Raw genomic sequence first — 21,847 nt, forward strand, 5'->3', positions numbered from 1 at the left:
CTTGACGACTTTCACTACGGGGCCTTGCTGCCATTTATTGCTCGGGCGTTGCTTAGCTGATAATTTCGCTGACGACGCGTGCGGGGCGGCCTGCGGTGATGATTTGTTGTTGGTTGCGGTGAGGAAACGCGACTTGCTCATAATCCAAACCAAACAAATGCATCACGGTCGCTTGGAAATCGTTCGGAGTGACAATGTTTTCAACTGCGTGGTGCCCAAAATCGTCGGTTTTACCGAACGTCATGCCGCCGCGAATACCGCCGCCCGCCATCCAAATGCTGAATCCCTGGCCATTGTGGTCGCGTCCCGCCTTCTCAGGCGTCCCCTGTTCCTGGGTGACTGGCAAGCGGCCGATTTCGCCGCCCCAGTGAACGAGCGTTTCGTCGAGCATGCCACGTTGCCGCAGATCCGCAACCAAGGCCGCGACCGGCTGGTCGGTCTTTCGGCAAATCGACGCGAGCCCCGATTTCAGATTGCTGTGGTTGTCCCAAGGCTGATTGTGGTGAAACAGTTGCACAAAGCGAACGCCTCGCTCGACCAATCGCCGTGCCAATAAACAGCGGGTGCCGTATTCGCGTGTCTCGGGTTGATCCAACCCGTACATCTTGTGTGTCGCCGCGGTCTCTTGTGAAATGTCTAACGCATCACTCGCTGCGGTTTGCATTCGAGCCGCAAGCTCGTAGCTGGCGATCCTTGCCTCGAGGTCCGATTCTCCCGGATGTGACTGCAAGTGTTGGCGGTTCAGCGTTTGCAAAAAGTCCAGGTTTTGACGTTGAAATTCGCCCGACAGATGCGTTGGGGGTTGCAGATTAAAGATTCGCGGCTCTTTCGGACGCAGCACCGTTCCTTGGAACAGCGAAGGCATGAATCCGTTACTCCAATTGGTCGCTCCATCAACGGGATGACCGCCGGGATCGGCCAACACCATAAACGCGGGCAAGTCTTGTGATTCGCTGCCGAGTGCATACGTCAACCACGATCCGAACGTCGGACGACCTAACACCGCTGGAATGCCGCCGTGAAAATAGCGGATGTTGACTTCATGTCCATTCGCCCCGGTACGCATGCTGCGAATCAAGCAGATATCGTCAACGACACCGGCAGTGTGTGGCAGCAATTCGGATAGCTCCGTTCCACATTTGCCATGGGGCTTAAACTGGTACGGGCTGCCGAGCAGTTTTTTGCTGGCTTCATTAACAAACGAAAACTGAATATCGCCTGAATAATCAGTCCCGTCATATTTGCTGAGCTCGGGCTTCGGATCGGTCAAGTCCATGTGTGAAGGCCCGCCGTGCTGGAACAGCGAGATCATCGCCTTGGCACGCGGCGCGAAGTGAGGCGAACGAGGAAGCATGTCGTTGTGCGGTGCCTCCTTTAGCACCGGAGGTTTTGCCGACGCATTTTCCTGAGTTAACATCCATTGCAATGCCAATGCTCCTACACCCATGCCGGTGTTCTGCAAGAATTGACGCCGCGATTTGGTGGGTGTATTGGGAATCATGATTGACTAATACTTGTAATCATTCGATGTAAATGAATTCATTGGAATTGAGCAGCATTTGACAGAGATTGACGAGCACTTGTTTTGCTGGGGTGCTTCCCTGCATGATCCCTTGGCGATCTTTTGCCATCAGTGCGAGTTGGTCGCCGGCAAATGCGAGGGTCGTACGAAGTTCATCCTCGCTCGGCGAACGCGACAATATGATTTCCCAAGCCGCGATGATTTGCGCTGGTAAGCGTGATAAATCGTCGCTGGGACCGTGGAAATCTGCTGCCGAATCATAGACCACCGCTGCTCCGTCGGATGGTGTGAATGTGACTTTCGCCCCCCAACTGAACGAGTCCGACGTTTCATGTTCGATGCAGTCGACGACGAGATCGATAGGGTCGCCAGCCTGCACGGGAATCGCTGCGACGGACGTGGCGGTCGAACTGTGAAAGGCGTTCCATGTCTCCAGTTGTCCGGTTTTTGCGAAGACGCGTCCGCGAACTCCATCTCCGTTTTCGCTGCTATGCTGCAGCGTTCCGGCAATACTGACTTGCCCATCGGCCGGCGCAATCCAGCGGCGAATCGCCGGGTTTTTCGGATTGCCTGGATGGCCGCCTTGCTCAGTCAAAAGCACCCAGCCGATCGTCGGGTCGGGGACGATGGCACCGCCTTGCCACTGTGTACCTGTGAAATGAGCGAGTGGATGAAACTCGCGAAGCATTCCCGCCGTGTCATCGACCACGCCCGTGCCGTACGTCCACATCGGCGGCGGCAATTCGGGCAACCATGACGCAAGTGTCGGGATGTCGGCTTCTCGCGCGGGCTTCCCTTCCGATTGGCTCGCCTGATCGTCGGCAATCGCTCGCTCGGCAACCTTGTTTGCTTGTTCTAAGATGAATTCGCCGTTCAGCATCATCAACGATTGCGGGGCCGCAGTTGATACGGTTCTCGCATCACAGTTGACGCTCATCACTGGGGCGTCAAACGTTTGCAGCATACCCACCGGTTGGCTGCGTCGGACTTGCACATAGACACTGCGCCGCGGTTGCTGTGCGTTGACACGAACTTGGCCGGTTTCATCCTCAGCGATTGCTACCGGGGGACCAAACGGTTTCAAGTCGAGCGTGCCAGACACGGCTAGAATCGAATCACGAAGGATCTCGGCGTCGACACGTTGCAGTGATTTTCGCCAATAGAAATGGTTTTCTGCGTCGATTGCTTCTCGGGCTGGATCACGGAAAGAGGATTGACGCCAAGCGGTGGACGTCAAGATTTGGCGATGCAAATGTTTCAGACTCCAACCGTGCTCGACAAAGTCGCTGGCTAACCAATCAAGCAACTGCAGGTTGGACGGATCGTCACCGAGACGTCCAAAATCGCCGGGAGTCGAAACGATGCCGCGACCAAAGTGGTGCATCCAAATTCGATTGACGATCGCGCGTGCGGTCAATGGATTGCTGTGGTCCGTCAACCATTGCGAGAATGCGAGTCGACGACCGGTGGTGGGCAAGTTCGGATCGTCGATGGGGAACTCGACTCGCGTTCCTTCGGCTGCCGTAACCGTCAGCGCCGCAGGACGAATTTCCTGTTTCAGTTGATTGAAGTCGCCACGATGAAACAGATGCGTCACCGGGACATGATTCGCGGGTTCGACTAACGCATGAATGAATTCCTCTTTCGGCTTCTTGGCACGCATTTCCGCGATCTTGGCATCGTAGCTTTTCAGTTCTTCGGCGGCTTTCGGACGGTATTGGTACAGCACGCCGGGGGTGACGTTGATCTGAGGATGGCGGGCGAGCAATTTGATTTGTTCCGCAGTCCGCTGGGCGGCCGTTGTTTCATACGCCGTCCACAACTCGGTGCGTAACGGTTCTTCGAACTTCAATAGTTCTTCTTCGAATACCTGTTTGATAAACGCCGTCTGCTTCTCTTTCTTCTCAGCCGCTACCGCCTGGACCTCGACTTCGATCGCTGCGGCTTTGGCACGATCTTTTTCGGTCGAGAGCGAGACCAAACGTTGGGCGGGCGGCTTCCAAGCTTGCCAATCCAAGGCCGGTTCAAAGACGGCCCGCAGTGCAAAGTAGTCGGCGTGCGAAATCGGATCGTAGCGGTGGTCGTGGCATTGAGCACACTGCACGCTCGCCCCAAGCAGCGTACTGCTAATGATCTGCAGTGTGTCGGCAATCGTTTTGTTACGAGCTTCAGGGCTGTTGTCACCACTTCCCGTGCCATCTGCTGCCATTCGCAAAAAGCCGGTAGCCGTCAGCAATTCAATTTGATGTTCCGTCCAATCGCCAACGGCTGGCCCGGCAAGTTCATCTCCGGCGATTTGTTCCGTAATAAATTGATTAAACGGTTTGTCGTCGTTCAAAGATCGGATCACATAATCACGATAGCGCCACGTCCAATCACGGCCGCTGTCACCGACCGTGTAACCGTCGCTGTCGGCGTACCCGGCGGCATCCAACCAATGCCGTGCCCACCGCTCGCCGTAGTGAGGCGAGCGCAGCAGTTCATCGACCAATTGGTCGTACCAATCGACGTCAGCGTGATGCATCCATCGATCGACTTGAGACTTGGTCGCCGGCAATCCGATCAAGTCGTTATACAGACGCTGGATGAGCGTGAATCGATCGGCATCGGGTGAAAACGTGAGTCCCGATGGCATGGCCGCAACGAGCAATGCGTCGATCGGCGTGCGGACGCTGCCGCTTGTTGGGGTGACCGGAATCAGCGGCTGCTTGATCGGTTGGTAAGCCCAATAGTTTCGTTCTTCTTCGGTGATCGGGATACCGGGCTCGAGTTTCTCGGGTTCGGTGCGACGTGTCGCTGCCCCCTGGCGAATCCATTTCTCAAGAACCGCAATCTTGTCGTCCGACACACGAGCTTCCCCTGGTGGCATATCACCATCGATGATTCGCTCGAACAACAAACTTGATTCGGGATCGCCCGCCACCAAAGCAGTTCCTGAATCTCCACCGGATGCGATGAAGTGGACAAGTCTCAAGTCCAATCCACCTTCGAGCTCTTCGGTCGCCCCGTGGCAATCAAAACAATATTCACGCAGGATCGGGCGAATCTCGGTTTCGAAATAAAGCTCCTCGTTGGCGTTTGTTGATCCGCCAGGGACCAGAAGGCCAATCACTAGCAAAATGGACATTCGAGCGACTACCGAACGATTCGGCAGCCAAGACGCCAGCCATGGAAACATGGTGAGATACCGATTCGATAAAGGTGGGAAGATCGAGGTGGGGCTGGCCGCAGTACCGCTGCCAGTGATTGCTATTGTGACGCGTTTCGCGATGAATAGCAACAACATATCGCCTGCCGTCGCTATCACGACTAAGAATGGAAGCTAAACTTGCGCAGTGTTAGATTCTACGTAATGGTAGCGATTTAGCAGGCAATGCTAACGCTAGGCGGCTAAGACTTTGGGCTTGTTGTGATTTTTAGTTGAGCAAGTTTTCTGTCGGTCTATCGTGCAGTTACCTCTCCACCGACGAAGTCGGGGGAGAGGTAACTGCACGCCCTTTAGGCGTTGCTCGGGTGAGGGGGCGACCGCGCTATCGGCGAGCAATTCCGGTGCAAACGGCGTTGTCGTCGGCGAGTGGCTTGCTCGGTCAGCCCCCTCACCCGAACGTCGCTGAAGGCTCCGTTCGACCTCTCCCCCAACGAAGTTGGGGGAGAGGTGGCAGAAAATCAACGCAACAAAATTCACGACAACACGCAAATTTAGCTGCCAAGGTTAATGCCCAAAGGCGTATAGGATTTCGCCCAATGATTTCTACCTACCTACCTACACTAGCCGACATCACTGATCCACTTTTGAAAATCCTCGGGATCGACATTTCGACCGCTCAGGACGACGACAATGTCTCCATCACCGCTGGTATCGATTTTTCCTGACAGCAAAGCCGCGATGGTGCTTGCACCGGATGGTTCGCTGCGGAGCCCATGCTGGGTATCGATCCACTTCATCGCTTGACACGTTTCAGGGTCGGTTACGCACACCGACGCGGTGACGTGCTCGCGCAGGATGGGCCAATTGTGCTCACCCACGTCATAGGACAACAATCCATCACAGATACTGTGGGGATGATCTACTCGGACACGCTTTCCGGCGGCCAGTGATTGAGCAAAGTCGTCGGCTCCGGATGGTTCAACGCCGATGATCTTTGCAGTGGGGAATCCGTCGGCAATCGCCAATGCGTGACCCGCCATTAGTCCGCCACCGCTGACGGCACAAACGAAATGAGAAACCTCGCGTTCTTGACGCTTCAATTCGTCCACGATTTCCAGGCCGCCGACTCCGTTGCCTGAGATCACGTCATTGTCATCGTAGGGCGAAGCCTGGATCGCTTGTTGGTTCTCGGCAATTTCACGTGTCATACGGTCACGTTGGCCGGTTTGATGATCGGTCGACTTGTCGTACGTTTGCACCTCGGCACCAAACGAACGTGTGCGAGCGAACTTAATTTTCGGTGCGTCTTCGGGCATCACGATGATCACTCGCTTGCCGAATGTCATTCCCGCAAACGCCAGTCCCGAAGCGAAATTGCCGGAGGAATGGGCTGCGACGGGACGGTCACCGATCTGATCCAAATGCTGAGCCATCCAGTTGATTGCGCCGAGCAATTTGAACGATCCGACCGGCGTCCATCCATAATCCTTGATCCAAACCCGGCGACCGGATTGCAATCCGAGTTCCTTTTCCAACGCGCAAGAACGAATCAGCGGTGCAGGGGAAAGGTGTTGGCGGATGATTTTTTCGGCGGCTCGAACGTCGGTGATTGTGGCTATTTGCATAGTAGAGGTCGTGCGGCTTTCGGGTCGTTCGAATTGAATCGTTTAGCGTACGTCAGTTTGTGCGAAGCTTGTTTTCGGGAGGTCTGAACGAGCAGAGCAAGTTCACCGGTCGGGCACCGCAGTGTCAGCGATGACAACGTGCAAGTTCAGTGTCACTAGGCCCTCCCCGAAAATCTCGCTGAAGGCTCGGTTTTCGACCCTCCCAGCGTTGCTGGGCGGGTAAAGCAAATGGTTGCCACCGCTTACCCTAAAAGCCTCGCGACATCAATAGAGGAACTGGTTAGGCGAAGAATACTTTTTCAGCGGTTCCCTTTAAGAGCCACTGCTTGTCACTTGCGGACAGGAAATCGATGCGATCACGTATGAGTGCGATCGAGGCGTCGTAGGTGTGGCCGTCTTCGACTTGAAATGGACAATCGCTGGCCCACATCAATCGTTCGGGACCAAAGTGCTCGGTGACCTGTTTGATCATCGGTATTAAATCGACATAGGGAGGTTGCTTCTTGCCCAGTGCATAAAAGGCGGACGTTTTGACGTGGGCGTTGGGGAAACGTGCAAGTCGACAGAGTTGGTCAAGCGAATCTTGCTCGATCTTGCCACTGACTCCGATCCGAGCAAAATGGTCGACGACAACGGTTGTCTCAGGAAATCTTTTGCACAAGGCATCGACGTACTGAATGTCGCCGGGATTGATCAGCGGACAGACAGCCAATCCTTCGTCCGCAGCAGTCCGCCAAAGTTTCTGCATGCCGGGATCGTCGACCCAATCTTTGGCATCGCCTCTGGAATGCAAGCGGAATCCTCGCATGCCCTTTTGGGCTAGCGACTGCATTTGCTTGCCAAGATCAGGTCGGTGATGATCGATCAGTGCGACTCCGGAAAACACGCCAGGATTCGCTTTCATCACGTCCAACATGTAGGAATGGTCGTATTGGTAGAAGCTCATTTGAATCAAGACAACCCGCTCAACTCCCGCCGGACGGCAATGGCTGAACAGTTGCTCGTCGGTAAAGCTATTGGGAAGCATGTCCGATTTGGAAAATTGCGGACTGATCGGATATTTGTCGGTGTCGGGTGTCCAGACATGAACGTGGGCGTCGATCCATCCCGGCGATGTTTCGGGTGAGGCCGCCTCGGCGGGTGAGGCAGCGCAGGTTTGCATCGCGGTTGCGGTCGCCGCAGTGGCAATCACGCCACCGACAAAGCGACGTCGAGACAGCTTGATTGATGGATCGTTTTTCAATTTCGTATCCTGCGTTTGTGTGTTACTTGAATTCGGTTAGGAACCGTCGATAGATCTCTGAGGCCTGAACGACTTGGCTGCACTCAATGTACTCGACTGCCGCATGGGCCTGGTCGATGCTTCCGGGGCCCAGAATCATGCTGGGGATGCCAATCGCCCCAAACTTGCTGGCGTCGCTGCAAAACGGCACTCCGATCAAGGCCGCGTCCATTCCCATGTCGCGAAGGACATTTGCCATCGTCTGCACCGCAGGCGAATCCGCATCGGTTTCCAGCGGCCGGTCACTCAGCATCGGTGGGTGCATGACCACATCCATTCCCGGATGTTCGGCCGCGACCGAATCGATCAGCTGTTGATAATGCGCCAATACGGTTTCGTGTGTTTCGCCAGGTAGCAGTCGGCGATCAATCTCGATCTCGCAGCGGTCGGGTACGAAATTAATTTGCACGCCCCCACGAACGATGCCGATATTGCACGTTGCCGGTCCTAGCAGCGGATGAGTGGCCTCAGACAACCGAAGTGTATCTTTCTGCATCGCTGTGATCACGTGAGCCATATGCTCGATCGCGTTGACACCCAGATGCGGCTTTGCCGAGTGAGCTGCCTTGCCGCGCGTTTCGATCTTCCAGCGAACGAGTCCCTTGCTGGCGATCACCGGCATCAAATCCGTCGGCTCGGCGATGATGGCGGCTTCGGCGGTCCAGGGATTTCGGGGCGATGTTTCTTGTTTCAAAATTTGTGGGTCGACCGGCCCCGCATCAAGTGAGTCGCACAACGCAACAACGCCTCGATACGAGAACTCTTCGTCGATGGTGGCAGCGAAAAGCACATCGCACTCCGGCGTGATCCCGTCGGCCGCGAGACTGGCGACGGCGTGCATCATCGCGGCCATCCCACCCTTGGTGTCGCATGCACCTCGGCCGTACATCTTGCCGTCTCGGATTTCCGGATTCCATGGATCAATCGTCATCCCGATGGTGGAGACGGTGTCCATATGGGCTTCGAGCACAATTCGCCGCTGCGGATCGCGACCGGGGACGCGAGCGATAACGTTGGGTCGGTCGGGATAAACGAGTTGCCGCCACGTCTCGATGCCTCGTGTGGCAAAAAACTGCTCCACGAAATCGGCCATCTCAGCCTCGGGAACCCCCGCTTCGTAATTTGGATTGACGCTGTTGATCCGCACCAAGTCCGCAAGCGTATCGAGCACCGGGTGAGTATCCCGCTCATTCTCACACACGTTTCCTTCACTCATGGTTGTCTCCAGCGAGGTTTGTGTTCTTGGAACTCTCTTGTTGCCACTGGATCTCTTCGATCGGGCCGACGATAAACAGATAGGCGGCAATGCCGAATGCCATCACGATCGCGGCCACGTAAAAGGCCGTTTGATACGATCCGGTTTGCTCGACCGACCAACCCGCGACTAACGGCGAAACAACACCGCCCATGTTGCCAATGCAGTTCTGGATGCCTGTCCAGCTTCCCGCGGCAGGACCAGCCAATGTTTGCGTCATCGCCCAAACGTTGGCGGTAAACATTCCGAGTGCACAACAACCGCCGGTAATCAACGCGATGCAAACGGTGGCCGACTCGGTTCGTGACGCGGCGATCAGCAATACCGCTGCGATGGCAAGCCCGCCAAGGGAGATCGATTTCCGAGCGAACGTGGCCGAGTTGCCTCGTTGAATCAACCGATCGGCTGCCCAGCCCCAAAACACCGAGGACGCTGCCATTGCCAAAAACGGAAGTGCGGCCGAAACCGCGGTCTCTTTCAAATTCAGATGATGGACGTCCATCAAATAGGATGGCAGCCATGTCAGCAGAAAGTACCAAACGTAGCCAAGTGAAAACATGCCCAGCGAGGTTCCCCACACTGCACGATGCAGTCCCACTTGTACGAGCGACGGACGATTCGTTTTCGGTGTTGGCTCGTCAACGCGGTGGTCGTCCCGCGGGCGTGACGGAACATATTTGATCCAAGGTAGCAACCAAAAAATGCTGCCTATTCCGAGAGCGATGAACAACGCACGCCAACCAAATTGATCGACTAACAAACCGCCAGCCAGAATGCTGAGTGCGGGACCGATTTTGGTGCCGGCGTCGATCAAGGCATTGGCGGTGCCACGTTTGTGCTCGGGGAAGTTCTCGACAATCAGCCGAGAAATTGCCGGATATGCGGCACTTTCGCCCAGTCCCAGTAGTAAGCGGGCGGCCAGTAGTGCGGTGAAACCGCCGACAAATCCCGTCAAGGCGGTTGCGATTGTCCAAATCAAATAGCCGCCCGCGTACACCCATTTCACATCGTATCGATCGACCAACCATCCGGCCGGCAACTGCAATAACGCGTACGACCAGAAGAACACTGACAGCAGAAGTCCTTTCTGAGTCGGCGTCAACGAAAACTCAAGTTCAATCGCCGGAATCGCAACCGATAACGCCCCTCGATCAATGTAGTTGACCAAGATCGAGACGACTAACAACGTTAACAGTACCCAGCGACTGCGGCTGAGCACGGCGGATGGATCGATGCGATTGATGTGAGTGTCGATAGGGATTTCCGATTCGGGAGGGGATGTGGGATAGGCTTCTAGCCTGTCATGCAGTCATTAGCAGGCTAGTGCTTTGTCCAATTTGGAAGTTAGGGTTTGACCGTAGCGGAAGTCGTCAAGACTTTCGACAGTTCTCGCTTCCAAACGAAACTCTTGACGAGTTCCGCTACGCTAAGGACAAATCTGGACAAAGCACTGGCAGCCTAATTTACCATTTATGCGAACAGGTCGTGGACGACGTTGCCAGCGACATCGGTCAGCCGGAAATCACGGCCAGCATGACGATACGTCAACCGTTTGTGATCGAGTCCTAGCAGATGCAATATCGTGGCGTGCAGGTCATGGATGTGTACTTTGTTCTCGGTGGCGTAGTAGCCGTATTCGTCGGTGGCACCGTATTGGATTCCGGTTTTGACACCCGCCCCGGCCATCCACATCGTGAAACCTTCGGGGTTATGGTCGCGTCCGTCTTGTCCGGCGCCCTGGCATGTTGGTGTGCGTCCAAATTCGCCGCCCCACACCAGCAGTGTGTCCTTGAGCAGCCCACGAGATTTCAAATCTTTCAGCAATCCTGCGATCGGCAGATCGACTTCGGCCGCGTTCTGCGTGTGTCCTTTGCGAAGATTGCCGTGTTGATCCCATTGGACCTCGGTATTGCTGTGCGTGATTTGCACAAACCGCACGCCACGTTCGACGAATCGTCGTGCCATCAAGCATTGGCGGCCAAAATCGGCAGTCGTTTCATTGTCGATCCCGTACAACTTGTGTGTCGCCGTGGTTTCGGCAGCGAGATCCAACGCGTCCGGCATTTCGGTCTGCATGCGAAACGCCAACTCGAACGATTTGATGCGGGCTTCGAGTGCCGAGTCGGGGCCGGTGGTTTCCAGGAATTCTCGGTTCAGCGACTGAGTCAGATCGAGTTGCATCCGTTGTGCCTCGAGCGACATTCGTGCGTTCTTTACGAACTTTACTCTCGCTTGGTCCGACGGTTGGCTGGCGTTACCAATCGGAGTACCAGCAACACTTGCAGGCAAAAACGCGGACCCCCAATTCTTGGTGCCGCCGTGGGCAAGCGTGGGGCAAATCGTAATGAATCCTGGCAGGTTCTCGTTTTCAGTACCTAGCCCATAGGTCACCCAGGATCCCATGCTAGGACGCACGAATACGTCGCTGCCGGTGTGCAGTTTCATGCTCGCGCCGCCGTGTGCAGGATTGGTGCCATGCAGCGAATTGATGATGCACAGGTCGTCGACACACTCGGCGACGTGGGGGAACAGTTCGCTGACCGCGATGCCACTTTCACCGTAGCGTTTGAACTTCCACGGCGATCCCAACAGGTTGCTTGTCGGTGCAAATTGAACCCGCGGTTTTTCGAACGGCAACGGTTTGCCGTCGTCTTTTTGCAGTTGCGGTTTGTAGTCGAACGTATCCATGTGCGACGGGCCGCCTTTCATAAACAGAAAGATGACTCGTTTCGCTCGCGGCGGAAAATGGGGCAGTTGCAGATCGGAATGGCGAGGCGTGGCGTTGGACGCACGCGTTTCGTCGGCCAACAGAGATGCCAACGCGAGCGAACCAAATCCCGCCGCGGTCGTCTGCAAAAGGCGTCGTCGTGATAGGTTTGACATGTGGGATAGGCTTCTAGCCTGTCATTCGAGTACGTAGCATAGGCTTCAAGCCTGTGATCTAAAGTTTCATCTGTCTTCTGAGCCGACGGCGCCAGCCGCGGGCATTAATGTAGTGGAGCTTGCTAAAGCTCCCTGTTTCCTGGGGGTGGGGGATCTTTAGCAAGATCCACTACCCAAAATCAAAGTGCATGACAGGCTGGAAGCCTATCCCACATTTAACGTAGGTAAACAAATTCGCTTGAGGAAACGATTGCTTGGCAGAGGGCTTGCCATGCGAGTCGCTCCGGATCGGTGTCGCTATCGGATTCTTGTTGGAAGGCCCGGAATTGAGTGAGGAAGTTCGATGCATCGGACAATTCGGCGGCAGACGCGTGCCGGCCGTACGTTTCGAGATACAAGCGATCGATTCGCGGCTCGGCGTCGGGTTCGCTTTCCAGCAAGCGGTCTGCGAACGCTAACGCAAGCTCGGCTACCAATTCCGAGTTCATCAAAAACAGGGCTTGCGGTGCGATCGTGCTGGTGTTGCGGTCGCCGGTGAGCACGCTTGCGTCGTTGTAATCAAACAATTGGAACATGTCGTACAGATGATTGCGGATCACCGGCACGTAAATCGACCGTCGCGACGAATCGTATTTCGATTTGTCTTCGGACGTATGGTTGAAAACGTACTCGCGATTTTTGTATTGCATAATGTTGCCACCGGTGGTGCGGTCCAGCGTTCCGCTGACCGCCAGCAACCCGTCGCGAATGGCCTCGGCTTCGAGTCGGCGAAGGTTGTATCGCCAATACCACTGGTTGCCAGGATCCGCTTCGGCGTTCTCAGGAACAAAATCGCTGCTTCGTTGGTAGGTTTCGGACATCATGATCAGTCGGTGCATCTCCTTGATCGACCAGCCCCGTTCGACAAATCGAACCGCGAGCCAATCGAGCAATTCAGGATGCGATGGCGGGCTTCCCTTGAGACCAAAGTTGTCCACGGTGCTGACCAAGCCTTTGCCAAAATGGCCACGCCACAGGCGATTGACCATCACTCGGGCGGTCAGCGGGTGATTTCCGCTTGTCAACCAGCGAGCAAATTCGAGCCGACCACTATGATCCGCCGAAATCGCGGGTGGGTTATCGATCGCGAGGACCTCAGGGACTCGGCGTGGTACCACGTCACCGAGTGTCAAGTGGCTACCGCGAAGATGCACGGAGGTATCGGCGATTTTGCCTTCGGTTACTCCCATCGCGGTCGGTAGTTCAGGAACAGCATCCTTGAGCTTTTTCAGTTCGTCGCGAAGCTGTTTGATCACCGCCAAGGTTTCTGCGGGAAATTGCTTCTCAATTTCTTCGGGTTTGGTTTCTGCAGCCGGCGGCGGATCTAGTTTCGCCGTGGCCTCGGCGACTCGCTCGGTGATCAACTTCTCTTGCGATGCGATTTGCTGTTGGTGTTGTTCGAGTTTTGCCGTTTGGTCAGGAGTCTCGATCGTATTCTCGTGCCACTTCGCGACAGTCTTGTAGCTGTCCATCGTCTGCGTGCTTTTGAAAATCCCTGCCAAACCGTAGTAATCATGGTGGCTGATTGGATCAAATTTGTGCGTGTGACAACGGGCACATCCGAGAGTGAGCCCCATGATGCTGCGACCGACGGTATCCAGTTGCTCATCGATGATATCCATCTCCATTTTGGCCTGGTCTTGCTCTGCCAAAACTTTGGGACCCAAAACCAGGTATCCCGTCGCGATTAAACGTTCGTTGCGGAGTTTGAAGTCGTCGCCTGAATCAAGTAAGTCGCCAGCAAGTTGTTCGACGAGGAAATCGTTGTAGGGTTTGTCGTTGTTGAGCGAACGGACGACGTAGTCGCGATAACGCCATGCGTTGCCGTGTACCACGTTTTCATCGAGTCCATTGGAATCGGCATAGCGAGCGATGTCCAACCAATGCCGGCCCCAACGCTCGCCGTAATGCGGCGATGCAAGCAGACGGTCGACGACATGAGCAAACGCATCGGCGGAGTCGTCAGCCAGAAACGCGTCGATTTCCTCCGAAGTCGGTGGCAAACCAATTAAGTCAAACGTCGCGCGGCGAAGCAACGTTCGTTTGTCCGCTGGCGGATTGGGACGCAGTCCTTCGCTGTGTAGCTTGGCAAGAATAAACGCGTCAATCGGATTGGGAGCGTCGTTTTGCTGTCGATCTTCCGATCCACGAGGCGACATGTGCGCGATCGCAGGTGGTGTAACTTTCACAGGCGGCTGAAACGCCCAATGCTTGCGGCCTTGTTCGATATCGACATCGCCGCGTTGAGCGATGGGGCCGACGTCGCCGGAATCGGGATGCGGTGCCCCCATTTCAACCCAGCGGATGATGTCCGCAATCTGAATGTCGGACAACTTTTCGTTCGGAGGCATCTTCAGATCGTTGTCTTGGTAACGGACTGCGGTCACCAGCAAACTACTTGTCGGTTTGCCGGGGACGAGCGACGGGCCTGCAAGTCCGCCTGTTAACATGCCTGCGAGCGTATCCACGCGGAGTTCCGATTCCTGCAAGTCCTCGGAGTGACATTCGTAGCAACGATCGATTAACAGCGGCCGAATTTTCGACTCGAAAAAATCAAGTTGATCGGGGCTCGGTTGGTTGTTTTTTTGCGTTTCGGCTTCCTCCGACCAGACTGCCGTTTGGCCCACCGGCAATGCACAGATCACCAAGGCCAACCACAGAAACGAGATCGGTTTGAGGATGGTCACGCCGCCGGCGCTGAACGATGGTTTTGTGCTGGATTGATGCATCGCTCGTCTCCTAAAGTTTGGGGTTACCGGCTTCGTAGATTTCCATAATTTCCGTTTCCTCAAGGGCTTCGCTGAGCATCAGGAACTCGTCCATTCGCCCATTGAAATTTCGGATCGCGTGTGAGTTTTTGTCGATGGGACGCCCCCAATTGCACAATTCGGCATCGCCGATGCGGATCGGACCGTCATAGTCGAGCGAGGCTTCGCAAGGCACGCGTTGCCCGTTGAAGTAGTGCCGCACCGTCTTGTTGGCACCATCAAAAACCGAGGCGACATGGATCCATTGACCAAGCCGAGTCAAATCGATCAGCGGCTGCGTGTAACGCCACGCCACTCCGGTCGCTTGGCTGACCGAAAGTCCGAGCTGTCCACTTTGATCAAATTGCCAGTGAACTTCGCCCGCATCCCAGCCATCGGTTAACAGCAGCGAACTGAGTAGCCGATCGAGCCCATCGACGCGGACCCACGCGGCCAACGTGATCGATTCGTATTCCCCGGGAAGGTGGAATCGCACACGATCGCTTGGCCGTTTGAAATCAAGGGCGGACTTCTGAGGCCAACGCCCTTGGGTCCACGCACAACCGATGATTGAACCATCGGAATCGGTTCGATCCGCGGCGAGGTTTGGCAGCGTGGCAGGCGTCGACTGGGCAGCCGCAAAATCGTAATACATCAGCACACGGGGATCGTTGCGGAATTCGGCACTCCATCGTTGCCACCGCTCGTACCGCAGCTGCAGCTGCTTGTCTTGGCTACGCTGCAGCAGCGATGAGGATGGCATCCCCGTGATCTGGTTCGCGACGGGAAGCGAGCGGCCGTCGACATCAACGCTGATCGATTGGCCAGTGACCAATTCGTGCAGCGAATCAGCATCCTCAGCAGCCGATGGATCATAGAGTTCCACCAACCCATCAAAGACATGGACTTCGGTCCGCTTGCCCGGCGTTGCTGACACGCCAAATTCGGTGCCGAGGTCGACGATTTTTGTCTCGGGCGTCAGCACGGTGAATCCACGTGCCGGCACAGGGACTTTTGCCCAGGCGTTGCCTTCGTGCAGCATCACGTGATCCTGGTCGCGAACCTCAAGTTTTGCGGGGCCTTCGAGTGTCAATATCGCACCGCGAAAGAACTGCAATTGCACCAAGCCCGATTCCAGATGCAGTGTCGCATGAGAGGAAATCGAATCACCGACGCTAAACGTTGTATCGCCGACCCATTGAGCATCGACCACTTGGTTCAGCAACGCGACAGAGTCATCGACCGGCTCGGAAGCGACTGTCACGGGTACCACCCGAGCTAACTTGGCCTTTGCAGTTCCCGAATGTCTGCCTGTCCACATGCCTGCCCAAAATGCGACCAGGACACTGGCGGCAATCGCCGCGAGTGCCAGCGGTGCCCAACGCCGTAACTGCTCACGAGCGACACGTAGGCTGGATCGATCGAGCACGCTTTGCAGGAAATCGAATTTCTGTGACTCAGCATCGAGTCGCTGTTCCAATTGCTCCATGAACTGATCGGAGGCTCGATCGTCACGGACGACCATCGCCAGACATTCGTCCATTTCAATTTGATCACGGTAACGGTGGCAGAGCGAATCGTCGGCAGCAAGAGTGCGAGCCAAGCGATCCATTTCCGGATCACTGAGTTCACCGTCAATTAAACGGTCAAGTTGTTCGTCAAAATCACGTTCGCTCATGTCGATCCCTCCGATAAGCGTGTTTCCACACACGTTCGCAGAAGGCCGCGTAGTCGCGACAAAGCTTGGCGAACGGCGGCAGGCGTCATGTCAGTTTCGTTGGCTAGTTGGGAAGCGTTCTGACCACGTTTGTAGCGGCCATCGACCAGGGCACGACCATGACCGGGAAGGTGTTCGACGCATTTTCGCAGCGCCGTGAACCAATCTTCGGACCAGGAGGCGGTGACAGGCTCGTCGGACATCGCCAGCATCGCTTCGCTGATCGATGCGTTGACAACCCGTCGTCGGCGAGATGATTTTCGCAGCTCGTTTCGGACTAAATTGCGGGCGATCGAACGTAGCCAGGGGCCGGCTTGATCAAAGTCTTCGAGCGTGTCAATCCGCTCGTAAGCAACGACAAACGCGTCCTGGGCGAGGTCGTCCACCGCGTCAGGCATCGCACCGAGCATCCGAATGAACATGCGAAGTCGAGCTTGGTGTTCCAGCACGAGTTTGGCAAATTCTTTTCGTTGCATCGATCACGTTCCTTTCACTAGTACCATGTCGGCAGAGTCGTTGGTGTGACACGGATTATGGAAAAACTTGAATCTCCGTGGACACGGCTGATGCGATCCTGGCAAATGAGTCCTCTGTACCCCCAAATTGCCAGGAAGCAAGGGCATCACCACCCGACACGTAAGTATTTTAGTGGACGGCAAGTTATTGTACCGGCAAATTCCTTAGTTACCTCGCCCCCGACGGAGTTGGTGGAGAGGTGGCTGAAAAAACAGCAACCGCTCTCCAGGGCAATTCGCGATCTCCAACCATCGTTTAATACCTCCAACGCTTCAGGTAGCTAATCAGATTTCGCATCTGCTCGACATTCATGACTCGTTGCATTCCTTCGGGCATCAGCGAAACGCTCGAGGCGCGGAAGATTTCGATTTCATCCCGTTCGAAACGCCGCGTCGTACCGCCGGGAAGTGTCAACGTGACCGCGTCACTTGATTCTCCGGCGAGCAATCCGCTGACCGCTTCGCCATCGACCGTTAGGATGCTGTAGCTTGCAAACGAAGCATCAATGGCGGAGCTCGGATCCAAGATCGCGGCCAGCAGCGATTCGGGCGTTTTGGTACGGCTGTCGCTGATATCGGGCCCGACGACGTGCCCAACATCATCGATACGGTGGCAATTTGCACAATGCTGAGCAAACAACAGTTTGCCTTGCACAACATCCGCCGTTTCGATTTGTTTGGCTGCGGGTTCATATTCACGCATCACCTTCAGCACATCGCCTGCCGGTGCAAACGTTTCACGCCCGAGCTTGGCAAGTTTAGCGTCGGAATGCCGGCGGAACCAATCCATCGACGATGGGTCGACGAAGGTGCGTGGCAGGTTTCCTTGCCCAATTTCGTTCAGCAACCAAGTCGCGGTTTGGGTGCTGCTGCGAACCGCAGTGACTACGGCGACGCGATCGGTCGGCGAAATCGAATCCGCGTGTTCGAGGACATGCTGCTTGGTCCACTCGGCATCTCGCTGCATCAGCGCTCGATACGCTGCAGCACGAAGGTTCGGGGCGACGCTGGGGGCGACTAGTTCCCGCAATTGCTCAGGAAACGCCGCTTGATTCCGACACCACTCGATCGCATCCAATCGTGTTCCCGCAGCATGTTTGTCGTTGACCGCGATCGAGGCCGCTAATGTGTCCAGAGCAGCGATATGATTTGAAGCTTCTTTTGGCAATGATTTGAGGGACGCTTTTTTGCCGCCTCCTTTGCTCCAGGCCGCAGCCATGTTCATCGCCAAAGCTTGCGTTGCTTGATCGGCTTTGTCGTCGCCGGCGGGCATCACGTTGCCCAACCAATTCGCCAGTACTTCGGTAGCACGCTGAGGGTCATTGGCGGCCACACGGCGCATCCAGCCTTCGTAGATCGACGTCGGAATTGCGGACATCTCAGGTTGAGACTTGGGCAACGTGTTCAACATCTTGCTGGCGAATTCGTAAGGAATCGCCGTCAGCAATTTTGAAATCCAAGGGGCGTCGCGTTCGTTCACAGTGAGGTGAAATAGTCGTCCCATCAGCTCATCATTGCTCTCCGCTGGATTCGCAGAAACAACGAGTTGTTCGAGTGCCGCTTGACGGACGATCAATGCAGCGTCATCCAGTGCTGACATCAAAATGGGCATCGCGGCGACGGGGTTGCCGCCGAGAAGATTGCGTTGACGCAATTTGACGGCAGTCGCCCGCACGCGTTCATCCTTGTCCTGCAATAGCGAAGCGTGTTGTGATGAGGTCAGCAAACCCCAACGGTTCAACAACAGGGCAATTCGCGACTTTGGTTCTGCCGCTACCGTCGAATCGGCCAGCTGGTGACCCAGGGATTCAATCACGTTTGCTGGCGGTGGCACATCAGCCGAATAGTGAGCGTGCAAATACTCCGACGCAAGCATTCTGTGCAAAAGATCGTCGGAAACGATCGCTGCGATGGCACTCGCATCGTCGTGAATCGCTACGGATCGGATCTGTTTGTTCGGCACATGCACCTGCCAAATCCGGCCCAGCGTATTGCCGTCCCAGGTATCAGGGCGATTTTTCAATTCGACGGGTGCCCATTGCGGATGCTCAATCACAGCTCGGGCCATGTCGATGACCAGCACGCCACCATCCACATCGGGCACAAGATCGACCGCGCGAAACCAATCATCCGAACTGGCTAACCACTCGGCGTCATTGGCTTCACGCTCGCTGTGCCATGCGCCGTTGTCCCATTGCAGGCGTTGACGCTGGACCAACGAACCCGTCGGTTCGCAAACCAACAACCATTCGGATTTGTTATCGATCGACCAACCTGGCGCGGTCACACCACACGCCGCACTAAATTGACCGGCGTGCAAATTGCTGGTAGTCCAGGCGTTGCTGATCGGATGAACTTCGGATTCGAAACCGGATTTACCGACATCGGTGGTCGCGTCGCCTGGAGTCAAAAATGGGTCTCGGTCGACCACATCGATTGAAAGCACCGACTCGATCGCGGGATTGCGATTGCTGCAACCAAACCGTCGGTTGAAACCATCGATCGTTAATCCATATTGGCTGTTCCCCGACACGGTGCCCCAGTAACCCCCGTGCGGATCGAAAACAAAATCGCGACCGTGCAGTTTTAGGGGGTTGGCGCGTTCTTCGAATCGCGGATCCACCGCCGTGATCGCGCCTCCGCGAAGTCCATTGGCGACATAGACATACCCATCCGGTGCAAGTTTTGGATGATTCGCTCGGAGTTGTTCATTGTCGGTGGTGAATCCTTTGAACCAAGTTTCGCGGGCTTCCATGCGTCCGTCACCGTCTTGGTCACGCAGAAAGGCAATCTCGCCTGCCATCGTCACGATCGCACCGTCACGCCAAGGCAGAACTCCGGTGGCAAAGTCAAGTCCGTCGGCAAAGGTCACAACCTTATTGAAGCGGCCACTTGCGTCTCGTTCCGATAGCACGCGGATGCGACCATGTCGGTCGGTCTGGCCCGGTTTTGGCTGAGGGTAATCGGACATCTCGACGACCCAAAGCTTGCCATCGCTGCTCCAGGCGGCCGAGACTGGATCGACGACGTCGGGTTCGGCCACAGCCAAGCGGACCTCGAGTCCTTCGCGGACTTTCAAGCGTGACAGGGATGCTTCGGGTGAATGCGAATTTATCTCTGCTCGATTCGCCGCCGCCGGGGCTATCGAAGCCTCAGCCGGCTGCTCGGCCTGAACCGTCGAAACCAGCGACGCTGCGGTGATTGCAACGCCAGCGACGATGCAATTCAATTTCAGTTGGCACTTCATTTCTGACCTAGTTGATTAAGCAATGACAAGAGTACATCAGAGATTCGATCCGAAGCGTCCAACTGGACCCGATTGGTGCCTAGCCACGTTTCGTAACCTCCCAATTTGTGTTGAGCAGGAGTCGGCAAGTAGCCGTAACTGCCGTTGGCCAACTCAATTGTAAACGTATCCGACAGCGGGCTCCGTTTTTTCAAATCGAGTCCGGTTTCCGCGAACACTTCGAACGGAATCGCCACAATTCCTAAATCACCGATTCGGAACGCTTGTAGCAGGATGGAACTGGTTTCGGGACCTTCGGCAATCTTGCTGAGACGCTCGCCGTAGATCGACGCGAGTCGGTGGACGTTGGCGGGTGACTGGCTGGAGTCTTCCAGACTTGCGAAATAGCGAAGCATCTCGGGATCGGGCTTCCGCATTTTTAATTCCAGTTCTTGGCTCGCTGTGGACAACGAAACCCAATCACGATGTTCTACCGTCGCGTAGGCTGCGGCGACTCGCCCGACGATCAAATCAGACACTTCATCGATTCGCTGATACGGTTCATGTTTGCCGGCTTTTTCGCGAAAAGCATAATTGTTGATATCACCGCTGGTCCCGTTGGTCATGATTCCAACGAAGGAATCAGAGTTGGCGTCAGCACCAATTTGCTTGCCAATCTTTTCCGAGAACGCACCGAAGTAGTCTGCGGAAATGTCGCCGCTAGGCACACCACCGACGTAGTGCAGCGAGTAGTTTGCCAGCAAGGCAATCGGTTTGCCGTCGAGGGTTTGCACGCTCAGGAACGAGACTTCGGGATCAACCGGGCCGGCGGGTTCGATCAGCTTGTCGCTTCCTCGGGGCGGATTCATGCGAACTTTGTCGACGCCACCAAACGGATTTGCGAGAAGTTTTTCGTCGTTGACGTACCAGCGGCGGTTATGGACTTCCGACGCTTCCTCGACTCCGCCCCAGCCAATCTTGGCGGGCTTCATCGCTGCGACGGCTTTGGCAACGCCGTCCGCGATGCGGCGAGCCACCAAGCTTTGGTAGCTGTCCAAGACGATCACTCCATCGACTTCGCGATCGTTTCTGGCAGAAACAGCCGAATGAGTATGGGTCGCTGACATCAGCACGTTGGCCGAAGGCACGTCGGTCTCTGAGTCAATCAGTTTTCGAGCTGCGTCAAACACTTCGCGAGGGATCCCGACATTGTCGCAAATTGCAAACGCAATCGTTGTGGTGCCATCATTCAACGCTAAACATCGAACGTGCAGGTCATCATGGATGTTGGTCGCTAGAGGCTTGCCCCAATTACCGACAATCTCTAACCCCAAGGGAGGCGTGATTTTAGCTTTCGCTGCACCGGCGCGAAACACCGCGTTCTCCGCAGCATGAGTTTTGACTCCAGTGTTGTGCAGGACGCCAACGATCACAGCGATGATCAAACTGAATCTGAGCATCCGGTTTTGGCATCGCTGGGAAGAGAGCGTCGTAAAGCAATCACGCTTCATGGGAACACCTTTCATTTGAGGGATCTGCATCCGATTGGGTAGACAGACCTAGGATAGGCAATGGATTGGGGTGAGTTTCGTCGTTGACGATGGTGGGAAATTGAGGGGGCGTGACGATTGGGGGCAGGCATCACGTTTGTTCTCGCTGGTTCGTAGCACGTCCAGACTTGGGGGGCTGCTCTATTCTATAGGGTTACGGGGTGGCCGTGGGGTAGGAAGCCAAAAAGGGCTAGATGGATCGACAACCATCGCGAATCGCCCCAGCGGGCAACGCTGTGAAGAATTTCGTAGCGGAACTCGTCAAGAGTTTCGGGGGGCATACACCAATCGAACGAAAGTCTTGACGACTTCCGCTACGCTAAATTAGCACAAACCCC

The 21,847-nt window shown here is 55.5% G+C and carries 13 protein-coding genes; 1 reads left to right on the top strand and 12 read right to left on the bottom strand.

What is annotated here, in order from left to right:
* Positions 1–52 precede the first annotated feature (52 nt).
* Together SH528x_RS14130 and SH528x_RS14135 are read right to left on the bottom strand one after the other, a co-directional pair.
* The gene (locus tag SH528x_RS14130; RefSeq protein ID WP_442511159.1) at positions 53–1,501 is read right to left on the bottom strand and encodes a DUF1501 domain-containing protein; all 1,449 of its coding nucleotides are present in this window, start codon (positions 1,499–1,501) and stop codon (positions 53–55) included.
* Positions 1,502–1,520: 19 nt separating this feature from the next.
* Positions 1,521–4,649, bottom strand: coding sequence for a PSD1 and planctomycete cytochrome C domain-containing protein (locus SH528x_RS14135; RefSeq protein ID WP_442511160.1), 3,129 nt, complete (start codon positions 4,647–4,649; stop codon positions 1,521–1,523).
* Between SH528x_RS14135 and SH528x_RS14140 the strand changes: the two genes are divergently transcribed.
* On the top strand, positions 4,642–4,848 hold the full coding sequence (locus SH528x_RS14140; RefSeq protein WP_442511161.1) for a hypothetical protein: 207 nt from the start codon (positions 4,642–4,644) through the stop codon (positions 4,846–4,848). The genes SH528x_RS14135 and SH528x_RS14140 overlap by 8 nt on opposite strands.
* 442 nt (positions 4,849–5,290) lie before the next feature.
* On the opposite strand, the gene SH528x_RS14145 is transcribed toward SH528x_RS14140, so the two are convergent.
* The 10 genes from SH528x_RS14145 to SH528x_RS14190 form a co-directional block, all read right to left on the bottom strand.
* Complete coding sequence (locus SH528x_RS14145; RefSeq protein ID WP_442511162.1) at positions 5,291–6,295, bottom strand: threonine ammonia-lyase; 1,005 nt, start codon at positions 6,293–6,295, stop codon at positions 5,291–5,293.
* A gap of 280 nt (positions 6,296–6,575) precedes the next feature.
* Positions 6,576–7,538 (bottom strand): amidohydrolase family protein, encoded by a 963-nt coding sequence (locus tag SH528x_RS14150; protein ID WP_442511163.1) that lies wholly within the window; start codon positions 7,536–7,538, stop codon positions 6,576–6,578.
* A gap of 22 nt (positions 7,539–7,560) precedes the next feature.
* Complete coding sequence (locus SH528x_RS14155) at positions 7,561–8,793, bottom strand: M20 family metallopeptidase (protein ID WP_442511164.1); 1,233 nt, start codon at positions 8,791–8,793, stop codon at positions 7,561–7,563.
* On the bottom strand, positions 8,786–10,051 hold the full coding sequence (locus SH528x_RS14160) for an MFS transporter (RefSeq protein ID WP_442511165.1): 1,266 nt from the start codon (positions 10,049–10,051) through the stop codon (positions 8,786–8,788). Before SH528x_RS14160 ends, SH528x_RS14155 begins: the two co-directional genes overlap by 8 nt.
* Before the next feature lie 251 nt (positions 10,052–10,302).
* The gene (locus tag SH528x_RS14165) at positions 10,303–11,715 is read right to left on the bottom strand and encodes a DUF1501 domain-containing protein (RefSeq protein ID WP_442511166.1); all 1,413 of its coding nucleotides are present in this window, start codon (positions 11,713–11,715) and stop codon (positions 10,303–10,305) included.
* Between the two features lie 215 nt (positions 11,716–11,930).
* Positions 11,931–14,483, bottom strand: a complete 2,553-nt coding sequence (locus SH528x_RS14170) for a PSD1 and planctomycete cytochrome C domain-containing protein (protein ID WP_442511167.1) — start codon at positions 14,481–14,483, stop codon at positions 11,931–11,933.
* 10 nt (positions 14,484–14,493) lie between these two features.
* Positions 14,494–16,179 (bottom strand): LamG-like jellyroll fold domain-containing protein, encoded by a 1,686-nt coding sequence (locus SH528x_RS14175; RefSeq protein ID WP_442511168.1) that lies wholly within the window; start codon positions 16,177–16,179, stop codon positions 14,494–14,496.
* The gene (locus SH528x_RS14180; protein WP_442511169.1) at positions 16,176–16,694 is read right to left on the bottom strand and encodes a sigma-70 family RNA polymerase sigma factor; all 519 of its coding nucleotides are present in this window, start codon (positions 16,692–16,694) and stop codon (positions 16,176–16,178) included. Before SH528x_RS14180 ends, SH528x_RS14175 begins: the two co-directional genes overlap by 4 nt.
* Before the next feature lie 295 nt (positions 16,695–16,989).
* Positions 16,990–19,980: a PVC-type heme-binding CxxCH protein gene (locus SH528x_RS14185; RefSeq protein WP_442511170.1), complete on the bottom strand. Its 2,991-nt coding sequence runs from the start codon at positions 19,978–19,980 to the stop codon at positions 16,990–16,992.
* Positions 19,977–21,470, bottom strand: coding sequence for a hypothetical protein (locus tag SH528x_RS14190; RefSeq protein ID WP_442511171.1), 1,494 nt, complete (start codon positions 21,468–21,470; stop codon positions 19,977–19,979). The genes SH528x_RS14185 and SH528x_RS14190 overlap by 4 nt, the downstream gene beginning before the upstream one ends.
* Positions 21,471–21,847: the final 377 nt, after the last annotated feature.

Source organism: Novipirellula methanifontis (genome assembly GCF_052161655.1).
Lineage (GTDB): Bacteria > Planctomycetota > Planctomycetia > Pirellulales > Pirellulaceae > Novipirellula.

Bases quoted from the DNA above. Each gene is read 5' to 3' on its own strand.
- SH528x_RS14130 (WP_442511159.1), bottom strand. From the start codon at position 1,501: ATGATTCCCAATACACCCACCAAATCGCGGCGTCAATTCTTGCAGAAC.
- SH528x_RS14140 (WP_442511161.1), top strand. From the start codon at position 4,642: ATGGACATTCGAGCGACTACCGAACGATTCGGCAGCCAAGACGCCAGC.
- SH528x_RS14135 (WP_442511160.1), bottom strand. From the start codon at position 4,649: ATGTCCATTTTGCTAGTGATTGGCCTTCTGGTCCCTGGCGGATCAACA.
- SH528x_RS14145 (WP_442511162.1), bottom strand. From the start codon at position 6,295: ATGCAAATAGCCACAATCACCGACGTTCGAGCCGCCGAAAAAATCATC.
- SH528x_RS14155 (WP_442511164.1), bottom strand. From the start codon at position 8,793: ATGAGTGAAGGAAACGTGTGTGAGAATGAGCGGGATACTCACCCGGTG.
- SH528x_RS14165 (WP_442511166.1), bottom strand. From the start codon at position 11,715: ATGTCAAACCTATCACGACGACGCCTTTTGCAGACGACCGCGGCGGGA.
- SH528x_RS14170 (WP_442511167.1), bottom strand. From the start codon at position 14,483: ATGCATCAATCCAGCACAAAACCATCGTTCAGCGCCGGCGGCGTGACC.
- SH528x_RS14175 (WP_442511168.1), bottom strand. From the start codon at position 16,179: ATGAGCGAACGTGATTTTGACGAACAACTTGACCGTTTAATTGACGGT.
- SH528x_RS14180 (WP_442511169.1), bottom strand. From the start codon at position 16,694: ATGCAACGAAAAGAATTTGCCAAACTCGTGCTGGAACACCAAGCTCGA.
- SH528x_RS14185 (WP_442511170.1), bottom strand. From the start codon at position 19,980: ATGAAGTGCCAACTGAAATTGAATTGCATCGTCGCTGGCGTTGCAATC.
- SH528x_RS14190 (WP_442511171.1), bottom strand. From the start codon at position 21,470: ATGAAGCGTGATTGCTTTACGACGCTCTCTTCCCAGCGATGCCAAAAC.